The following is a 19533-nucleotide window of genomic DNA, read 5'->3' on the forward strand; positions in this document are numbered from 1 at the left end:
CCATAGTCCGGGTAAGCGTGAGCGCCAACCGCAACAGCAGCTCGGACCGTAGGCCGGGTAAGCGTTAGCGCCACCCGGCAACAGCGGCTCGGACCGTAGACCGGGTAAGCGTGAGCGCCAACCGGCGAAAAGGGTCAGGAGAAATACTGCTGCAACAGCGGCGCAGTTTCCTGGTTAGCGGGCACCGCAGGGGTAATCGCCTGCGTACGGAACGGGATCACCTGCGCTCGTCCATCCACATTCACAATCTGGTAGAACTGCGGCAGGTTGAAGTTGATAAAGCTTGAGCCGTAGGTAAAGCGATCGTGCGAGGATGAATAGAACCGGCTGACGTCGCGCACCAGCTCCTCTTTGCTGCCTTCACAGTGGTGATACACCTCGGCACGGTTGGTTTCATCCAGAATGTAGATATTAAACCCGGCGTTATCGCCCGACTCCTCGAAGAAGAACTGAATAATCCCTTCACTCGCAAAGCCATCCACCACCTGCGGCAGCTTAACGTGGTTGGTTTCCACCTGAACCGACAGGCCATGCAGTTTGTTGTGTGAAATCGCGCCGTAGAATTCAATGGCGTTCTCCAGCTTCTGCACCGACACGTTCAGGCGCTCAAAGAACAGCCCCCAGGTCTGGCCGGAGACGCGCAGCGCTTTAAAGCGTCCGGTTTCATTCCGGGTGCTGGAAAGACGCAATTCGATGCACTCAGACACCAGCTGCTGCACGCGGGTACGAATCAGGCCGCGAAGGTGCTGGCTGTAGCAGAACACCTCCACGCTGTCCGGCGGCGCGGCGTCCTGGTGCATCTTGCCGAGGATCGTTTTCAGCGCCTCGATCATCGCCTGCTCGCCGTTAAAGTGCAGGGTACGCACTTCGTTCCACGAGTTGCGGTACAGCAGATCCACGCTGCCCACCAGGCAGTTTTGCTGCTCACCGAAGCTAAAGACGTCCAGCTTACGGAAGTCAAAGTGAACCACCTGATTGCGGAAGGCCGCCGTCGGGTCGTATTCCAGGTTGACGATGATCGCCAGATGGCGAATCTCACACGGGCTGTAGAGCGCTTTTGGCGTCGGCGCAGGCAGACGCAGTGGGAAGTGGTGCGAGACATCAGCCACCATCTCCTGCAACTTGGCTAAATCGACCACCTCGTTGCCCTTGATAAACAACCGGGTGCGTGAGGTGAGAAGGCCGTTAAACCAGGCCCAGGCCACCAGCTTGTTAAGGTAGCGGTTATACTCCAGCGGCTGATGGCTGATGATCGAATCCATGCTTGGCGCACGGTTGTACAGATACCACCCGGTGCGGTTTGCGCGGCCCGGCGGCACGTAGATAAAGGTCAGATTCGGTTCAGACAGGTCAGGCGAAATCTGTGGGTTCACCAGCGTTACCTTGCCCGGCAACGCTTCAAACGCGGCGTACAGTTTACGGGTCAGCACCCCGATATCCTGTGGGCTGGCAGAAACGCTAAGGTTGTTACGGCGGGCAAAGCGGATCAGGTTGCGGTAGCTCTGCATCATCGCATCAAGCAGCTCGTTGTGCGCCTCGCGCACCTGATCGATTTTCCAGTTGGCGCGGTTGTCAAGCATGGCGAGACGCGCTTCGTCCCATCCCCACTCTTTGACTAACTGGCTGACCACTTCACGGCGCCAGCCAACGCAGGCGCGCTCGCGGCTCAGTTTTTCACAGACTTTGAGATAGAAACATCGACGCACCAGGTCAAGACGCGTAGCGTCATCAATGGCCGTCAGGTATTCGGTGACGCGTTCCAGCATCATGCAGTAGGCATCAAGCCCGTAGGAGACGATCTCCCCGTCGTGCAGACGCTGCTTAATATCTTTCGCCAGCAGACGCGGGGTGGGGTATTCCCAGGAGTAGGCTTCCAGCAGCAGGGTTTTCAGCACCGCTTTGTACGGTGAATCAATGCTCTTATAGAGCTGCCAGAGGCTTGCACCAAAGTACTCTTCGGCGGACAGGGAGCTCAGACCGCCCAGATCCAGCCACTCGTTTGGCGTCAGTACGCCCTGCGAGTAAAGCGACATGACGTAGTCGTCATAATTCTCTTCTTCATCGCACGGCACCATATTCCACAGAATACGTTTTCCGGCCAGGCGAACCGCAGTACGGTAAAACTCATCCAGCAACAGAATGTGCTGAGTCGAGCCGCAGTCTTCACCACCCAGACTGCCGCTTTCGTTATGGCGGAAACGGTTTTCATCAATCAGGAAGAAGCTCACTTCCACGCCGAGCGACGCCGCCCAGCTCTCCAGCAGACTGCATTTACGCTGCAACAGCTGGCGCTCTTCATTGTCGAGCCAGGACTGATGGCAGACCCAGATATCCAGGTCAGAAGAACAACTTTGCCCAACCGATGACGTGCTGCCCATGGAGTAAACCCCGGTAATCGGCAGCTCGCCTTTCGGCGAAACCTGCGGCGGCATACCACGGTAAAGCTCAAGTTCAGTCAGATAGTGCTGTTGGGTTTCATCAGGCGTGAAGAGGCAAATGCCCTGGGGAACGTTACCATCGAGGTAACCCGGCATTAGCGGATGGTGATAGTGCAACAATGTCGGCAGTAGACTGTATACCTGCTGGAAAGCAGGGCCCATGGCAGCAAGCGCGCGATCCACACGCAATTGATTGATGGCATCCAGTCTCTGTTTCAGAGTCTCAATATAGAGGTACAAGACGTATCGCCTGATGTTTCCGGGTGTCGCACGCCAGTCAAAACAGAACAAGCAGCGGACCCGCAGTATTTCAAAAAATAACCGTTACCCTTTTTCGCCTTGTTCTTTTCTGGTGGTACAGACGAAAAAATGGTCTAAAACGTGATCAATTTAACACCTTGCCGGTTGACCGTAAAGAAAGATGCGCTACATACAAGTGTAGCACCGTTCTGTACGTGTAAATTCCTGAATACGGCGGTGGCTGACGCGAACGCCGCCCTGTCCCTCTCACTCTTCATCAACCGTAAAACTGCCATCCGAGTGTCAACAATGTTAGGATGGTTAGCGATTGATAATGACGGTAACAAGCATGTTAGACAATGTTTTGAGAATTGCCACACGCCAAAGTCCTCTTGCGCTCTGGCAGGCACATTATGTTAAGCAGCGCCTGGAAGCCTGCCACACCGGATTACGCGTTGAGCTGGTGCCAATGGTCACGCGTGGCGATGTCATTCTTGATACGCCGCTGGCCAAAGTGGGCGGAAAGGGTCTGTTTGTCAAAGAGCTGGAACTGGCATTGCTTGAGAACCGCGCCGATATCGCCGTGCATTCGATGAAGGATGTGCCCGTTGAGTTCCCGGAAGGGCTGGGGCTGGTGACCATCTGCGAGCGCGAGGATCCGCGCGATGCGTTTGTCTCTAATCGCTATGACTCGCTTGATGCGTTGCCGGCAGGCAGCGTGGTCGGCACGTCAAGTTTACGCCGCCAGTGTCAGCTGGCTGAACGTCGCCCGGATCTGGTGATTCGCTCGCTGCGCGGGAACGTCGGCACACGCCTTGGCAAGCTGGATAACGGCGACTACGATGCCATTATTCTTGCGGTTGCGGGCCTGAAACGCCTGGGGCTGGAAGAACGTATTCGCGTGGCGTTGCCGCCGGAGCTGTCGCTCCCCGCCGTCGGCCAGGGTGCCGTCGGCATTGAGTGTCGTCTGGATGATGCGCGTACTCAGGCACTGCTCGCGCCGCTGAATCATGACGATACCGCCGTTCGCGTAAAAGCCGAGCGCGCGATGAATACTCGCCTCGAAGGAGGCTGTCAGGTGCCAATTGGCAGCTATGCTGAATTAACTGACGGTGAGCTGTGGCTGCGTGCGCTGGTTGGCGCGCCGGACGGCTCGCAGATGGTTCGCGGTGAACGTCGCGGCAAGCCGCGGGATGCCGAGGCGCTTGGCGTATCGCTGGCGGAAGAGCTGCTGAATAACGGCGCGCGTGAAATTCTGGCTGAGGTCTATAACGGAGAGCCCCCTGCATGAGCATACTTGTCACCCGCCCTTCTCCCGCAGGAGAGCAGTTAGTGAGCCGTCTGCGCGCACTGGGGCAGGTGGCCTGGAGTTTTCCGTTGATTGAATTCTCCCCCGGTCGCGAGCTGCCTACGCTCGCTGACCAGATGCGTGCCTTGCAGGAAGGTGATCTGCTCTTTGCGCTATCGCAGCATGCCGTGGAATTTGCCCATGCGCAGCTGCAACAGGAGGGCGTTAACTGGCCCCACGCACCCCGCTATTTCGCCATCGGGCGCACCACGGCGCTGGCCTTACATACCGCGAGCGGAATCGATGTTCGTTACCCGTTAGATCGGGAAATCAGCGAAGTCTTGCTACAATTACCTGAATTACAAACTATTGCCGGAAAGCGTGCGCTCATTTTGCGCGGCAACGGTGGTCGCGAACTGCTGGGCGAAACGCTGCGCGAACGCGGCGCAGACGTGAAGTTTGTGGAGTGCTATCAGCGCTGTGCGAAACACTATGATGGCGCGGAAGAAGCCATGCGCTGGCACGCGCGCGGCATTAATACGCTGGTGGTTACCAGCGGTGAAATGTTACAACAGCTTTGGTCGCTGATTCCGCTTTGGTATCGCGAAAACTGGTTACTCCGCTGTCGGCTTCTGGTCGTCAGCGAGCGTCTGGCGAACCACGCCCGGGAACTGGGCTGGCAGGATATTCGGATCGCTGATAACGCCGACAACGATGCGCTGCTGCGCGCATTACAATAACTCTCAAATGGGAAGCCATAATGACGGAACACGAAAAATCCTCCGCCGTGGTTGAAGAGACCAGGGAGACTGTGGACACCACGTCACAGCCAGAGACGACAGACAAAACCGTTGAGAAGAAAAACGGCAGCAATAAAACCAGCCTCACGCTGAGCGTGATTGCCATCGCGATTGCGCTGGCCGCAGGCGTGGGTCTCTACGGACTGGTGAAGAAACAAGGCACCAACCAGACGGCCACCAGCGACGCGCTGGTTAACCAAATCACCGCCCTACAGAAAGCGCAGGAGACGCAAAAAGCTGAGCTGGAAGGCGTGATCAAACAGCAGGCTGCCGCCCTCGCCGACGCGAACAGCAAACGTGAAGAGTTGACCAAACAGCTGAGCGAAGTGCAGGAGAAAGTCGCCACGATTTCGGGAACCGATGCCAAAACCTGGCTGCTCTCACAGGCCGATTTTCTGGTGAAGCTGGCCGGGCGCAAGCTCTGGAGCGATCAGGATGTCACCACCGCCGCCGCGCTGCTGAAAAGCGCCGACGCAAGCCTGGCCGATATGAACGATCCGAGCCTCATCAACGCACGCCGCGCTATTACGGAAGATATCGCCAGCCTGTCTGCGGTTTCTCAGGTCGACTACGACGGTATCATCCTTAAGGTAAATCAGCTCTCAAACCAGATTGATAACCTTCAGCTGGCCGATAACAACGACGATGACTCCCCGATGGATTCTGACGGCACCGAGCTGTCCAGCTCCCTGAGCGAATGGCGTATCAACCTGCAAAAGAGCTGGCAGAACTTTATGGACAGCTTTATTACCATTCGCCGCCGCGATGAAACCGCCGTGCCGCTGCTGGCACCGAACCAGGATGTCTATCTGCGCGAAAACATTCGCTCCCGCCTGCTGGTGGCTGCCCAGGCCGTACCACGTCACCAGGAAGAGACCTACAAACAGGCGCTGGATAACGTTTCAACGTGGGTACGTGCTTACTACGATACCAATGACGCAACCACGACCGCGTTCCTGGAGGATATCGACAAGCTGAGCCAGCAAAACATCACCATGAACGTGCCGGACAAGCTGGAAAGCCAGCCGATTCTGGAGAAGATCATGCAGACGCGCGTGCGTAACCTGTTGGCCCAGCCGGGCGTTCCGGCAGAGCGCCCGGCTGAAGCACCTGCCGCCGCGCCAGCGCCTGAAAGCGCGCCGCAAGGAGAGTGATGATGCTAAAAGTCTTCTTACTCTTCATCCTGCTGATCGCCGGAATTGTACTGGGGCCGATGCTCGCGGGTCACCAGGGTTACGTATTGATCCAGACCGATAACTACAACGTCGAAACCAGCGTGACAGGGCTGGTGATCATCCTGATCCTGGGTGTGGTCGTCCTGCTGGCAGTGGAATGGATCCTGCGTCGGATTTTCCGTACCGGGGTTCACACGCGCGGCTGGTTCGTTGGCCGTAAGCGCCGTCGCGCCCGTAAGCAGACCGAGCAAGCGTTGCTGAAGCTGGCCGAAGGCGACTATCAGCAGGTTGAAAAGCTGATGTCGAAAAATGCCGACCATGCAGAACAGCCGGTTGTTAACTATCTGCTGGCCGCTGAGGCGGCGCAACAGCGAGGCGATGAGGCCCGCGCCAATCAGCATCTTGAACGCGCATCTGAGCTCTCAACTAAGGATCCGATTCCGGTTGAGATCACCCGCGTTCGTCTGCAACTGGCGCGCAATGAAAACCATGCCGCACGTCACGGCGTTGACCGTCTGCTGGAAATCACCCCTCGTCATCCGGAAGTGCTGCGTCTTGCGGAGCAGGCATACATTCGGACCGGTGCCTGGGGTTCGCTGCTGGACATTATCCCTTCCATGGCGAAAGCCGACGTGGGCGATGATGAACATCGTGATGAACTTCAGCGTCTGGCCTGGATTGGCCTGATGGATCAGGCGCGCGCCGATCTTGGCAGCGACGGCCTGAAAACCTGGTGGAAAAACCAGAGCCGCAAAACGCGCCAGCAGGTTCCCCTTCAGGTGGCGATGGCAGAACATCTGATTGAGTGTGACGACCATGACACCGCGCAGGAGATCCTTCTCGACGGTCTCAAGCGACAGTATGATGACCGCCTGGTGATGGTCATCCCGCGTCTGAAAACCAACAATCCGGAACAAATAGAAAAAGCATTGCGCCAGCAGATCAAAACCGTGGGCGATCGTCCGCTGCTGTGGAGTACGCTGGGCCAGTCTTTGATGAAACACGGCGAGTGGCAGGAGGCGAGTCTCGCCTTCCGCGCAGCGCTGAAGCAACGCCCGGACGCATTTGATTACGCCTGGCTTGCTGATTCGCTGGACAAGCAGCACAAGCCGGAAGAGGCCGCAGCCATGCGGCGTGATGGGCTTCTGCTTACGCTACACAATAACGGAACGCAGCAGTAATTATCCAGGAGGCCAGATGGCCTCCTTTTTTGTACCCATAAAAAAACGCCTGCTATAAAAGCAGGCGTTAAAACAGGTCTGTAAGACAACATATTGGTGCTTCACTCAACGTTATGTCCATGGTGTTTGATGAGGCCGAAGCGACATCTGTCAGTGGACGATAAGCACCGTAAACGGCTCTGCGTCATTCCTGAGTTTATGAGGCCGTAGGGCGAACATAAGAGATGGAATGAGCATCTACACGCATATTATTGCATGTAATGTGCCAGGTTTACACGCATAACTTTTACATCGCGCAACATTTTAAGATAAAAGGAAATTATGTTGTTAAGAGCCGCCTTACGCCATACAAACTCGCGCTAAGGGCGGCAATCTGTCGTCACCAGGAGACAGGTTAAGAGAGAAAATAATAAATTCTTTATTATTAAAGGCTTATATGTCGCTGAATCGCGACAAGGATATAGAGTGTTGTCGGGGAATGGCTACAGGATGAAAAAGCGCAGAAAACAAAAAACCCCGCCGAAGCGGGGTTCAAAATTGGTCGGCGAGAGAGGATTCGAACCTCCGACCCACTGGTCCCAAACCAGTTGCGCTACCAAGCTGCGCTACTCGCCGATGTACTGCTTTTTTGAATTTTTAGTTCAACTCATTAAAAGTCGTGGTGCGAGGGGGGGGACTTGAACCCCCACGTCCGTAAGAACACTAACACCTGAAGCTAGCGCGTCTACCAATTCCGCCACCTTCGCAATTCACAACTCTTTCAATAATGGGGTGGCTAATGGGATTCGAACCCACGACAACTGGAATCACAATCCAGGGCTCTACCAACTGAGCTATAGCCACCACTGTATTCTTTCACGCGGTTCTGACTACTTCTCAGACCACCGCAGCTCTAGCGCCGGGACTAAAATGGCGCGCCCGACAGGATTCGAACCTGAGACCTCTGCCTCCGGAGGGCAGCGCTCTATCCAGCTGAGCTACGGGCGCTTAGCGCCGTTGCGGGGCTGGATATTACGTACCTCCGACCCCGCTGTCTAGTGCTTTTTTGAAAAAAATGCGCGTTTGGTTATGGTTTGCACATTTTGCCGCTTATTCCTCCACTTTATGGGCGGAGCCACGGCGACCCAGGCCAAAAAGTTTATAAGCAGCTGTGACGGCAGCCAGGAAGATCATCCCGACAAACAGCGACATGCGGGTATCTTCATTAAAGTACATTCCAATTAATACGCAAATCAGGAACGCCATCGTCAAATAGTTCGCATACGGGAACAGAATGGAACGGAATGGATGGCTGGCGATCGCTTCTTTGTGCGCCTGTCGGAAACGCAGCTGGCTAATCAAAATGACAAACCACGGTACCATCCCCGGCAGCACGCTGGCGCTATAAACATAAACAAACACGCGCTGCGGATTCGGGATGATGTAGTTCAGGCAAGAGCCAATCAGCAGAATCACAATCGACACCGCTACGCCCGCCACCGGTACACCCACGCGGGAGACTTTACCCATCACCGCCGGCAGCTGTTTGTTTTGCGAGAGCGCGTAAAGCATACGCCCACAACTGTACATTCCGCTGTTACAGCCGGAGAGCGCCGCCGTCAGCACCACAAAGTTGATAATGGCGGCTGCCGCCGTGATGCCAATCTTAGCGAAGGTTAAGACAAACGGGCTGCCGGTGGTGCCGATCTCGTTCCATGGGAAAATGGTCACGATAACGAAGATCGCGCCCACATAGAAAATCAGGATACGCCACAGTACCTTGCCTACCGCGCTACGCAGCGTGACCTGCGGGTTTTTCGCCTCACCAGCGGTAATGCCGATCAGCTCAACGCCCTGATAGGAGGCGACAACGATACAGAGCGCCGTCAGAAAGCCCTTCCAGCCGCCCGCAAAGAAGCCGCCGTGCCCGGTCAGGTTACCAAAACCGATAGCGTGCCCGCCGTTACCGAAGCCAAAGAAGATGACCCCAAGGCCAACGACAATCATCACGATGATGGTGGTGACTTTGATCATCGCAAACCAGAACTCGATTTCGCCGTAAAGACGAACGGCGGCAAGGTTCGCCAGCGCCACCAGCCCTACGGCAATAAGCGCGGGTATCCACTGGGCCATCTCCGGGAACCAGAACTGCACGTAGACCCCGATGGCGGTGATCTCCGAAATCCCCACGGCCATCCACATAAACCAGTACGACCAGGCCGTGAGATAACCAAAGAACGGGCTCATATACCGGTGGGCGTAAACGGCGAAAGAGCCCGTCACCGGCTCCAGAAACAGCATTTCGCCCATTGAGCGCATGATGAAGAAGACGAACAGTCCGGCAATAATATACGCCAGCAGGACGGAAGGCCCCGCCCACTTCAGCGTGCTTGCCGAGCCCATAAACAGGCCAACGCCGATAGTCCCGCCCAGCGCGATCAGTTCAATATGTCGAGCTTCCAGCCCACGCTGAAGCTCCGGTTTTTTCTCTGCCATAATTCCTCGGTTGTGTTTGCTGTTTCCCGACTTGTTGCCGGGTATTGTTTTGAGGGGTACTGAAATACGGAGCGAATGGTTTCTTAAATTCTGGCAAATGGCAAACAATGCATTAAAAAAATGAATGCATTGCACATAAACTCAGCAGTTTTGCGGGGGGCGTTGCAGCGCGAACAGCAGATCGCGCTGCATATTGATTACATTTTCCCGGTGTAGTGCCAGGCGAGGTAGCGCAGAAGGCGAATCTGTCGTTTTATACGCGTCGGTTGGGAGAGCAGGCGGTAGAGCCACTCCAGCCCCAGGTTTTGCCAGACTTTGGGCGCACGCTTAACGTGGCCGGTAAAGACGTCGTAGGTGCCGCCAACGCCCATATAAAGCGCATCCGGGCTGACCAGACGGCAATCGCGCATCAGTATTTCCTGGCGCGGCGACCCCATAGCGACAGTGACAATTTTCGCCCCGCTGTCGCGCACGCGCTCATATAACGCCAGGCGATCTTCCGGCCTGAAATAGCCATCCTGGCTGCCCACTATGTTAACATTCCACTGGTTACGCAGCTTTTGTTCGGTCTGCGCCAGCACCTCTGGCTTGCCGCCGATCAAAAATACCGGCGTGCCTTCAGCGCCTGCGCGCTCCATAAGCCGCTCCCAAAGGTCAGCACCCGCCACGCGAGACACATTAGCGTCTGGAAACTTTTTACGAATTGAACGCACCACGCTAATACCGTCTGCGTATTTAAACTCCGCGGCTTCAATCAGGCTTTTCACTTCCACATTATCTTCAACCGCCAGCATTTTTTCTGCGTTGATGGCCACCAGCGTGCCCGACTTCATCTGCCCGTCCGCGAACAGAAAATCCAGCGCGTGCTGCATGTCACGCCAGCCAATCAGCTGTAGCCCGCGCAGCGCATAACGCGGGGCTGAAGTTGTATCCGTCATGATAATCCCTACTCAGACTTGCGACAGCGTTGTGCTGCCCTGTGGCTCACGTCTGTGCACAAGCCCTGCACTGTCAAACAACCAGTACAGCAGTTTTGCCAGCAGCAGACAGAGTCCGAAAACGACCATAAAGAACACCACGCGTGAGACGAATGAATCCAGCCCCTCGCGCGCCAGAACGATCATATTGAAAATGGCACCGAAACAGAAACTGTGCAAAACAGCGGCTTTGTAGCGGTTGGTCTCTTCGTTACCCAGCGTATATAGCCAGTCGAACCATTTTATTATCAGCCCTACCGCGATCGCGCCAGGCAGGATAAACCACGTTCCGCCCATCACTACCAGCGAGCCAATCAGGGTTGGGGAAATCGCCAGACCCGAATGGTTGTTCAGCACTTCCCAGGTGAAGTAGTTCGCCGTGTTCAGGACAATGCCGGGACGATCGGGCCACAGCCACGTCGGTATAAAGACATAGAAATCGCGAACAATCGGCGCCAGCCCCTGGAATTCGATTTTGTCGTAGTTTTGCAGCAGTAATGCCAGGTTTTCCCACGGCGAGAAGGTGTCGCGCGTCAGATACAGGAAGGTGTAAAACGCTTCGTCGCCGGCCACGTTCAGCCCGTAGCGCTTCAGCGCAAGCCAGAACATCCCCACAATGCCAAAGACGCCTGCCGCCGCCAGCATCCACAGCGAGATCCAGCCGCGAATAATGCCGATAAACAGGAAAATCGCGAAGGCGATAATGATGTTGGCGCGGGTGCCGCCGACGATCATGTAGGTCAGAATGCCAAATGCGACGGTGCTGACCAGGAAGAATAGCCAGGCTTTGCTGTCCTGACGCAGGAAAAAGACCACCAGCATCGCCGGGATAAAGAAATAGAAGAAACGCTTGAGCGCGACGCCGGAGACTTCGGCGGAGAAAATCTGGCTATAGGACTGCAACTTAAACAGTAAAAAGCCGTTATGCATGAAGAAAATCGCCACGCTAACGAGGGCGATAGTCATCAGCATAACCCACGTCAGATGGGTTTCTACCCGGTTCATGGTAAACAGCGGACGACGAGGGGTGGTGTCTTTTGCCGCTCGCAGGCGCGTTTTATAAGTGACGTAGTACACCGCGTAGAAGCAGGTCGCAGAGAGCAGCGCCTGCAACAAGATTTCCGGCGGCGCGACGCCAACATCAAAGCGGAACACGAGGATGCTGGTCAGCGGGAAGCCAAAGAAAAAGGTCAGCAAAAACAGCAGCGAGAAGAATACGTTGAAGTTAAAACGTACCCGCCGGAATTCAAACCAGGTGAGCGTGGCGATAAACAGCGTGCTCAGCAGCCAGACCACCAGCAAGCCGCTAAACTGCAACTGGCTCATGCGTTGTCTCCTGAAGCAATACGCAGCGCGCGGTGCCACGGCGTGAGGTAGTTCGGGCTGAAAAAGCCGATGCTATTTTTATCCACCAGCGTGAGCTGACGCTGCGCTTCCCGTACCACCTCGACATTAAGCGTGTCAGAGGTAAACAGCACCGGAATATGCTGCTCGGCCATGTCCTGCCAGAACGGGTTTTCGCGGTTGAGCACGCAGGGTACGCCCGCCTGAATCAGCAGACACAGCGTGCCAATCCCCTGCTGACGGGCAAAGATGAAATAGCCCAAATCGCATTTTCGCAGCAGCGCGAGATAGTCATCAAATTCCAGCTTATCGCTGAGAATGTGCAGGTTTTCTGCGCTAAACAGCGCAAGCCCCTGCTGGCGAACTTCATCGATGTAGGCGTCGTTATTGGCGGGATAGCCCATCGGCACCACCACGTTCACCGTGTCGCCAAACTGCTGATGCACCGCCCTCAGCGCCGCGACATGCTCGTTACTGCGATCGCCGGAATTCCCCACCAGGATGGTCAGCTTGCCCTCTCGAACCGTGTCATTCGCCATGGTGTTCAGCGCCGGATCCATACGGGTCGGGAAATAGAGCAGCTCCCCGCGAACCTTCGGGTGCTGTTTAGCAAAATAGTTGAGATCGCCTCGGGTAGCAAAAACGCAGCCCACGCGCGCCTGCGCCAGACGACGCAGCGGATAGAAAAGTCGGAACTTCCAGCCACGGGAGACTTCGTAGAGATCCGCTCCCCAGATATGCCAGCTGAACTGAGAAGGTTTGATCCCGCCGCTTAACAGCGCCAGCCACAGTCCGGTATTGAACTGTCCATGGAAGAAGAAACGTTGGCTTCGATCCGCTTTGGCTTTAGCAACCACGGCCTTCGTCAGCGCCGCTTTGTCTGGCCAGAAGGTGATATGCAATGCCGGACACGCCGCGCTCAGGCCACTGTCGCGTCCAACGACCATAAACTCACGCGCATCGGGCGTGCCGGATGCCAGTTCATCGTTGAAGAACCGCAGAACGGTCTGGTTATGATGCGGGATATCCGATCCCAGTATGTGTATCAGTGCAGTCATGCGCGTTTACGCCAAAGTAAAAATACGCCGCAACAGGCAGCGAAATAAACGATATAAGTTGCCATATAGGCCTGCGCCGCCCCCAGCGCACCGTGGGTGGGGATCAGCCAGTGAGAAAATGCCGTTAGCAGCGCAAACTGGCCGATCTCTGCCAGGATATACAACCGCAGCGAAGCCTTCGCAATCACCAGATAGCCGAAAACGTATGCCCCCACTTTCAGCACATCGCCGACCAGTTGCCAGGCAAACAGATCGCGCATGGCGGTAAACTTCGCTGAAAACAGCAGCCAGATGGCGAAATCACGCAGTAACCACACGGTAAAGCTGGCGATCGCAACGGCCGGCAACACGAAACGCAGGGCGCGAAAAATCTCGCGGGTAATATCCTGCCTGGACGTCAGGCGCGATAAGGTTGGCAGCAAATAGACGCTAAAGGAAGCCGTAATAAATTGGAGGTAAGCATCTGAAATGCTGCTTACGCCCTGCCAGATCCCCACTTCATCCCAGCTGTAATGCGCTGCCAGCAGGTTTCGCATCATCACGTAAGCCACGGGAAGCGTTACCGAAGTGATGAGCGCCATCAGGGTAAACTTTCCTAGCTGCCCCGCCAGCATCTTGTCCCACTGCGGTTTCAGGTAACTCAGCGGGACATTGCCTCTGCGCATCAGCATAAACGCTGCCGGAACGACAACGAGCGCAGGCACCAGCGCCAGCCCCAGCAGCGCGCCTTCATAGCCGCCCAGCCGATAGCAGAAGTAGTAGGCGATAACGCCGATAATGCTGCCGAGGATTAGCGCCAGCGCATTCCCGGCGGCATCACGGAAGCCTTTCATCAGCGCCAGCAGCAGGTTCGCCCAGGCGATCCCCATCTGAACGAACGCCACCAGGCGCACCAGTCCCTGATAGTGCGTGTGTCCGAACAGTCCCTGACTAACAGGTGCCGCCGCCAGCAAAAAGACGATGGCCAGCAACGTAGAGAAGCCCAGCACCATAGCAGAGGAGGTGCCCACCACCGTGCGAAGCTTTTCGGCATCGTCATGATGCTGCGCGACGTATTTGGTGACGCCATTGAATATCCCGGCACCTGCCAGCACGCCAAGCACCGTGACCAGCTGGCGGAAGTTCCCTGCCAGCCCAACGCCTGACGGACCAAATGAGACGGCCAGCAGCTTGACGACCAGTAACCCGGCGCCAATTTTTACTAGCGTGGACGCTGCCGTCCACACCGACGCTTTTGCCAGAGACATATCAGGCGAAATAACTCAGAAGCGAATTGATCACCGTACGCTGGTTCACCGGCGCGAGGTTGTAGAACAGGGGCAGGCGGAGCAGACGTTCGCTCTCTTTGGTGGTGTAGCGGTCTTCACCGGCAAACATCCCGAAGGCTTCGCCAGCCGGGCTGGAGTGCAGCGGAATATAGTGGAATACCGCCATAATTTCCGCCTCCTTCAGCCAGGCAATCAGCTTGCTGCGATCGTCGTTATCGCGCAGCTTGATATAGAACATGTGGGCGTTGTGGATGCAGTCTGCCGGAATGGTCGGCAGTTCAATACGTCCGGCTTTAGCCAGCGGCTCCAGCGCGTCGTAGTAGGTTTGCCACAGGGAGAGGCGTTGCAGATTGATTCGCTCTGCCGCTTCCAGCTGCGCCCAGAGATACGCGGCCTGCAAGTCCGCCATCAGGTAGCTTGAGCCGATATCGCGCCAGGTGTATTTATCCACCTGACCGCGGAAGAACTGGCTGCGGTTGGTCCCTTTTTCACGGATCACTTCCGCACGCTCCACAAGGGCACGATCGTTAATCAGCGTCGCGCCGCCTTCGCCGCCTGCGGTGTAGTTTTTGGTTTCGTGGAAGCTAAAGCAGCCGATATGACCGATGGTTCCCAGCGCGCGACCTTTGTAGGTGGACATCACGCCCTGCGCGGCGTCTTCCACCACGAACAGGTTGTGCTTTTTGGCGATGGCCATGATGGTGTCCATTTCACAGGCCACGCCCGCGTAATGCACCGGAACAATCGCCCGCGTTTTGTCGGTGATCGCCGCTTCAATCAGCGTTTCGTCGATGTTCATGGTATCCGGACGGATATCCACAAACACGATTTTCGCCCCGCGCAGGACAAACGCGTTCGCCGTGGAGACGAAGGTGTAGCTCGGCATGATCACTTCATCGCCGGGCTGAATATCCAGCAGCAGCGCGGCCATTTCGAGCGATGCGGTGCAGGACGGCGTCAGCAGCACCTTGGCACTGTGAAAACGTTGCTCCATCCACTGCTGGCAGCGACGGGTAAAACCACCGTCGCCACAGAGCTTGCCGCTGCCCATAGCCGACTGCATGTAATCAAGTTCAGTGCCCACAACGGGAGGCGCGTTAAATGGAATCATCTTGTCACCTGTATAACCAGTAGGCGGTGGCGTCAATGCTGGCACCACTCGCAATATAACGTTTAAGCGCAGCGGTGTTGCCCATCTGGGTTGCGACCCGCAGCGTCGATACCTGTTGTTGCTCCGCCCAGTGCAGCGCCGCCTGCATGAGTTTTTCGCCCATGCCGCGCCCGGCTAACAAACCGATGCGCGCCTCTTGCTCGTTGAGCCTGCGAAGCGAAACAAAACCCTGAATCTGCCCACCGGCAGTACGGAACACCAGACAGACGTGGTCAAACGTGCCTTTAACCGCATTCTCTATCCACCGAGCATAAAAGCGGCCGCTGTCATCGGGCGCATACCAGGGCGCCCGGAAACGGCTTTGAGCGAAAGCCAGCGCCGCCATCTTGCGCAGCGCGGGGATATCCTGCTCCGTTGCAATTTCCGCGCCCGGTGAGCCGTGGCGGGCCACGGTAACAGAGAGATCAACCTCGCCCTCGACCAGCCGGAATCCGTGCTGCTGGAGCGCGTCCAGCAGATCGGCGCGGTCCGCCGGGATCTTAGCCTGTACGCGCTGCCAGGCGCTGAAGTCTGCGTCCTGCAACGCAGGAGCGTTATCGCGCAGACGCACTATCGCTGAGGGGAGCGAAAAAAATACGCTTTCCCACTCAAGGGACTCCAGCACGCCGTTGAGAGTAATCAACGCCAAACGCCCTTAGTATCAACAATATACTGCTGACGCACGGCATCAGCGGAGACCGCTTTAAACGCATTGTGATCCACCAGCAGCACCAGCACATCCGCCGTCGCCAGCGCGTCATCCAGTGCGGTAAGGGTGCAGTGACCGGCAAGTTTTGCCGGCAACGCATGAATATTCGGCTCAACCACCAGCGTTTCACCGCTGTGCCAGGCTGCGATCGTTTCGGCAATTTCCATTGCCGGGCTTTCGCGAAGATCGTCAATATTCGGTTTGAATGCCAGACCAAAGCAGGCAATTTTCAGCTCACTGGCACGTTTGCCGCTGTCCGCGAGGCAATCCGCCACCGTGGCTTTCACCTGGTTGATAACCCAGTGCGGTTTGTGGTCGTTTACTTCGCGCGCGGTGCGAATCAGGCGTGCCTGTTCCGGATTCTGCGCCACGATAAACCACGGATCGACCGCGATACAGTGCCCACCCACACCCGGCCCCGGCTGAAGGATGTTCACGCGTGGGTGACGATTGGCAAGGCGAACAAGTTCCCAGACGTTAATCCCCTGATCGGCGCAAATCAACGACAGTTCATTCGCAAATGCAATGTTAACATCGCGGAAGCTGTTTTCGGTCAGTTTGCACATCTCGGCGGTGCGGGAGTTGGTCACCACGCATTCGCCTTCAAGGAAGATTTTATACAGCTCGCTGGCGCGCGCGGAGCAGACAGGGGTCATGCCGCCAATCACGCGGTCATTTTTAATCAGTTCCACCATCACCTGGCCTGGCAGTACGCGCTCAGGGCAGTAGGCGATGTTGATATCGGCCTGGTCGCCCACCTGCTGGGGGAAGCTGAGATCGGGACGCGCCTCGGCCAGCCACTGTGCCATCTGCTCGGTTGCCCCAACAGGTGAAGTGGACTCAAGAATAACCAGTGCCCCTTTCTTCAGCACAGGCGCAATGGATTTTGCCGCCGCCTCGACGTAAACCATGTCAGGTTCATGATCGCCTTTAAAGGGCGTAGGCACCGCAATCAGGTACGCATCGGCTTCTACCGGCGTGGTGCTGGCGCGCAGGAAGCCACCGTCCACCGCCTTTTTCACCACACGATCGAGATCGGGCTCCACGATATGAATTTCGCCACGGTTGATGGTTTCTACCGCGTGCGCGTTGATATCTACGCCAATAACCTGCTTTTGACGAGAGGCAAAGGCCGCCGCAGTAGGCAGCCCGATATAGCCGAGACCAACAACAGAGATGGTAGTAAAACTCATAGCGTTACCCGATTGTGTTTAAGTGCGTGCAAAATACGTCCACAAGCCTGCCCGTCCCCGTACGGGTTATGGGCACGGCTCATCGCCTGATACTCTTCTTCGTCATGCAGTAAGCGCGTGACCTCTTCGACAATACGACGCGGATCCGTTCCCACCAGACGCACGGTACCGGCAGTGACCGCTTCCGGACGTTCAGTGGTTTCGCGCATCACCAGTACCGGCTTACCGAGGGAAGGCGCCTCTTCCTGAATGCCGCCAGAATCGGTCAGGATCAGCCAGGCGTGGTTCATCAGCCAGACAAATGGCAGATAGTCCTGCGGCTCTATCAGGAGCACGTTTTCCACGTGGCCCAGGATACGGTTGACCGGTTCGCTGACGTTAGGGTTAAGGTGCACCGGATAGACAATCTGCACATCCTCATTCTGCGCGGCGATTTCAGCCAGCGCGTGGCAGATTTGCTCAAAGCCACGGCCAAAACTTTCGCGGCGGTGTCCCGTCACCAGAATCGTTTTCTTGCCGTTGTTCAGGAACGGATAGCGCGCAGCGAGTTCTGCCTGAAGCTCGCTGTTAGCCAGCACGCGGTCACGCACCCAAATCAGCGCATCAATGACCGTATTGCCGGTAACGAAGATTTTGCTGTCGCTGATATTTTCGCGCAGCAGGTTCTGACGTGAGTTCTCGGTTGGCGCAAAATGGTACATCGCCAGGTGACCGGTGAGCGTTCGGTTGGCCTCTTCCGGCCACGGGGAATAAAGATTGCCGGTACGCAGTCCCGCTTCGACATGGCCAACAGGGATACGCTGATAGAACGCGGCCAGGCTGGTCGCCACGGTGGTGGTGGTGTCGCCGTGCACCAGCACTACATCCGGCTTGAACGACTCCAGAATAGGCTTTAATTCTTGCAGAATACGGCAGGTGATTTCCGTCAGTCCCTGTCCCGGTTTCATTATATTGAGATCGTAATCCGGGACGATAGAAAAGAGGGTTAAGACCTGATCGAGCATCTCACGGTGCTGGGCAGTCACGCACACTTTCGCTTCAATATCAGGATCTCTGGCCAGCGCATGAACCAGAGGCGCCATCTTGATGGCCTCCGGCCTGGTGCCAAATACGGTTAGTACTTTCACATCGATTCTCTTCGATTAGACGATGAAGGCCGCAGCCTTCATCGTAGACGGCGTTCTTAGTTTGTGCGGCGACGCAATAACGCTACGCCAGCGCCAGTCAGTGCGCCCACAATCCCCCACATGATCATCAGGAATGCGCGACGCGGACTATCGCGTTTTACAGGCTCTTCAGGCGTTCTTAAATAACGATAGGTCTGAAAACGCGGGTCCAGCGTTGGACCGACGTTGAGCGTATTGAGCATGGCGCGGTTTTGGTCGTAATCAAGGTCAAAGTCAGGGCCAACGGCCTGGATATTTTCCAGACGTGCCTGAAGCATTGGGCGACCAAGAAGGAACATTTCTGAATCAGGGAGTTCGTCAGCCGGAACATCCGTTTCGCTACGGGAAATATTGTGCTGTTCCGCAATCTTCAGCGCCTGCTCAATATTATGCACGCGACGGGCGAAGATGGCCTTAGCGACCTCTTCCTGACGTTTGACCTGCGCTTTCATCTGGATAGTTCGCGCAGCCCAGGCGCCTTTCAGCTCGTCATTCAGATGACTGGCCGCACGCTGGCTGGCAAAAGCAACGTACTGACGCAACAGGTTATTGGCGTCAGGCGCCGTTTCCGCAATCAGCTTCACGCTGTCGCTAACGTTACGGAGCACATCGCCAGGCATAAACTGAATGTTGTTGATTAAATCATCCAGCAGCGCGGCATCCGCTTTGCTGTTACCGACCATACGCTGCTTGTAGTAGTCTGTCTGGGACCAGAAATCGCGACGTGTATCCCACGACGCCAGCTGCATCACAAACTCTTTGTAGGACTCATCCATCACCGAGGCCTGATCCGGGGTCGCCAGATTGGCCTTGATATCAAGATTACGCAGGAATTGCTGCTGGGAGTAGTAGCCTCCAAGCATATTCACCGTTGGTCGGTCTGTGATCGCCGTGGCGCTCCACTCTTGTTTCGCAAAGAAGGTGTAGGCAAGCGCTAACAGCGCGAACCCCAGGCCAATCCCCACAATCCACAGTTTGCCCTGCCATAACACTCGAAACAAACCACGAATATCCAGCTCGTTCTCAGTGCCCACTGATTTCGCTCCCGCCAACGGTTGAGTCATCATAGTC

General features: G+C 56.2%; 15 protein-coding genes and 4 tRNA genes. 4 read left to right on the plus strand and 15 right to left on the minus strand.

What is annotated here, in order from left to right; translation table 11 throughout:
• Positions 1-134 precede the first annotated feature (134 nt).
• Positions 135-2678, minus strand: a complete 2544-nt coding sequence (cyaA, locus tag IM282_RS07880) for a class I adenylate cyclase (protein ID WP_022646660.1) — start codon at positions 2676-2678, stop codon at positions 135-137.
• A 349-nt stretch (positions 2679-3027) separates the two neighbouring features.
• Between cyaA and hemC the strand changes: the two genes are divergently transcribed.
• Genes hemC through hemY form a run of 4 tightly spaced genes read left to right on the plus strand, consistent with a single transcriptional unit; the run spans position 3028 to position 7122 of the window.
• On the plus strand, positions 3028-3969 hold the full coding sequence (gene hemC, locus IM282_RS07885) for a hydroxymethylbilane synthase (RefSeq protein ID WP_032622059.1): 942 nt from the start codon (positions 3028-3030) through the stop codon (positions 3967-3969).
• On the plus strand, positions 3966-4706 hold the full coding sequence (gene hemD / locus IM282_RS07890; RefSeq protein WP_063853765.1) for a uroporphyrinogen-III synthase: 741 nt from the start codon (positions 3966-3968) through the stop codon (positions 4704-4706). The genes hemC and hemD overlap by 4 nt, the downstream gene beginning before the upstream one ends.
• Before the next feature lie 20 nt (positions 4707-4726).
• Entirely contained in the window at positions 4727-5920 is a 1194-nt protein-coding gene (gene hemX, locus IM282_RS07895) for a uroporphyrinogen-III C-methyltransferase (protein ID WP_022646657.1), read from the plus strand.
• A gap of 2 nt (positions 5921-5922) precedes the next feature.
• Complete coding sequence (gene hemY / locus IM282_RS07900) at positions 5923-7122, plus strand: protoheme IX biogenesis protein HemY (RefSeq protein WP_032622057.1); 1200 nt, start codon at positions 5923-5925, stop codon at positions 7120-7122.
• Positions 7123-7660: 538 nt separating this feature from the next.
• Here hemY and IM282_RS07905 read toward each other — a convergent pair.
• The 14 genes from IM282_RS07905 to wzzE form a co-directional block, all read right to left on the minus strand.
• A tRNA-Pro gene (locus tag IM282_RS07905) sits at positions 7661-7737 on the minus strand.
• Positions 7738-7781: 44 nt separating this feature from the next.
• Positions 7782-7868, minus strand: a tRNA-Leu gene (locus IM282_RS07910).
• A 21-nt stretch (positions 7869-7889) separates the two neighbouring features.
• Positions 7890-7965 (minus strand) — tRNA-His (locus IM282_RS07915).
• A 67-nt stretch (positions 7966-8032) separates the two neighbouring features.
• A tRNA-Arg gene (locus tag IM282_RS07920) sits at positions 8033-8109 on the minus strand.
• Between the two features lie 102 nt (positions 8110-8211).
• Positions 8212-9597 carry an amino acid permease gene (locus IM282_RS07925; RefSeq protein ID WP_023305225.1) on the minus strand — a complete coding sequence of 462 codons (1386 nt, stop codon included), beginning with the start codon at positions 9595-9597 and terminating at the stop codon, positions 8212-8214.
• 197 nt (positions 9598-9794) lie between these two features.
• On the minus strand, positions 9795-10535 hold the full coding sequence (gene wecG / locus IM282_RS07930) for a lipopolysaccharide N-acetylmannosaminouronosyltransferase (protein WP_023305224.1): 741 nt from the start codon (positions 10533-10535) through the stop codon (positions 9795-9797).
• A gap of 12 nt (positions 10536-10547) precedes the next feature.
• Positions 10548-11900, minus strand: a complete 1353-nt coding sequence (gene wzyE / locus IM282_RS07935; protein WP_017693948.1) for an ECA oligosaccharide polymerase — start codon at positions 11898-11900, stop codon at positions 10548-10550.
• A complete protein-coding gene (locus IM282_RS07940) occupies positions 11897-12976 on the minus strand; it encodes a TDP-N-acetylfucosamine:lipid II N-acetylfucosaminyltransferase (protein ID WP_192970298.1) in 1080 nt (359 codons plus the stop codon). The genes wzyE and IM282_RS07940 overlap by 4 nt, the downstream gene beginning before the upstream one ends.
• Positions 12973-14223: a lipid III flippase WzxE gene (gene wzxE, locus IM282_RS07945; protein ID WP_023305222.1), complete on the minus strand. Its 1251-nt coding sequence runs from the start codon at positions 14221-14223 to the stop codon at positions 12973-12975. Before wzxE ends, IM282_RS07940 begins: the two co-directional genes overlap by 4 nt.
• A gap of 1 nt (position 14224) precedes the next feature.
• Positions 14225-15355, minus strand: coding sequence for a dTDP-4-amino-4,6-dideoxygalactose transaminase (rffA, locus tag IM282_RS07950; protein WP_032608214.1), 1131 nt, complete (start codon positions 15353-15355; stop codon positions 14225-14227).
• Positions 15356-15359: 4 nt separating this feature from the next.
• Positions 15360-16037, minus strand: a complete 678-nt coding sequence (rffC, locus tag IM282_RS07955; RefSeq protein WP_023305220.1) for a dTDP-4-amino-4,6-dideoxy-D-galactose acyltransferase — start codon at positions 16035-16037, stop codon at positions 15360-15362.
• On the minus strand, positions 16034-17296 hold the full coding sequence (gene wecC / locus IM282_RS07960; protein WP_192970299.1) for a UDP-N-acetyl-D-mannosamine dehydrogenase: 1263 nt from the start codon (positions 17294-17296) through the stop codon (positions 16034-16036). The genes rffC and wecC overlap by 4 nt, the downstream gene beginning before the upstream one ends.
• Positions 17293-18423, minus strand: coding sequence for a non-hydrolyzing UDP-N-acetylglucosamine 2-epimerase (wecB, locus tag IM282_RS07965; RefSeq protein ID WP_032622055.1), 1131 nt, complete (start codon positions 18421-18423; stop codon positions 17293-17295). Before wecB ends, wecC begins: the two co-directional genes overlap by 4 nt.
• A 56-nt stretch (positions 18424-18479) precedes the next feature.
• The gene (gene wzzE, locus IM282_RS07970) at positions 18480-19526 is read right to left on the minus strand and encodes an ECA polysaccharide chain length modulation protein (RefSeq protein WP_022646646.1); all 1047 of its coding nucleotides are present in this window, start codon (positions 19524-19526) and stop codon (positions 18480-18482) included.
• Between the last annotated feature and the right edge of the window lie 7 nt (positions 19527-19533).

Source organism: Enterobacter cloacae complex sp. P29RS (genome assembly GCF_014893445.1).
GTDB lineage: Bacteria > Pseudomonadota > Gammaproteobacteria > Enterobacterales > Enterobacteriaceae > Enterobacter > Enterobacter intestinihominis.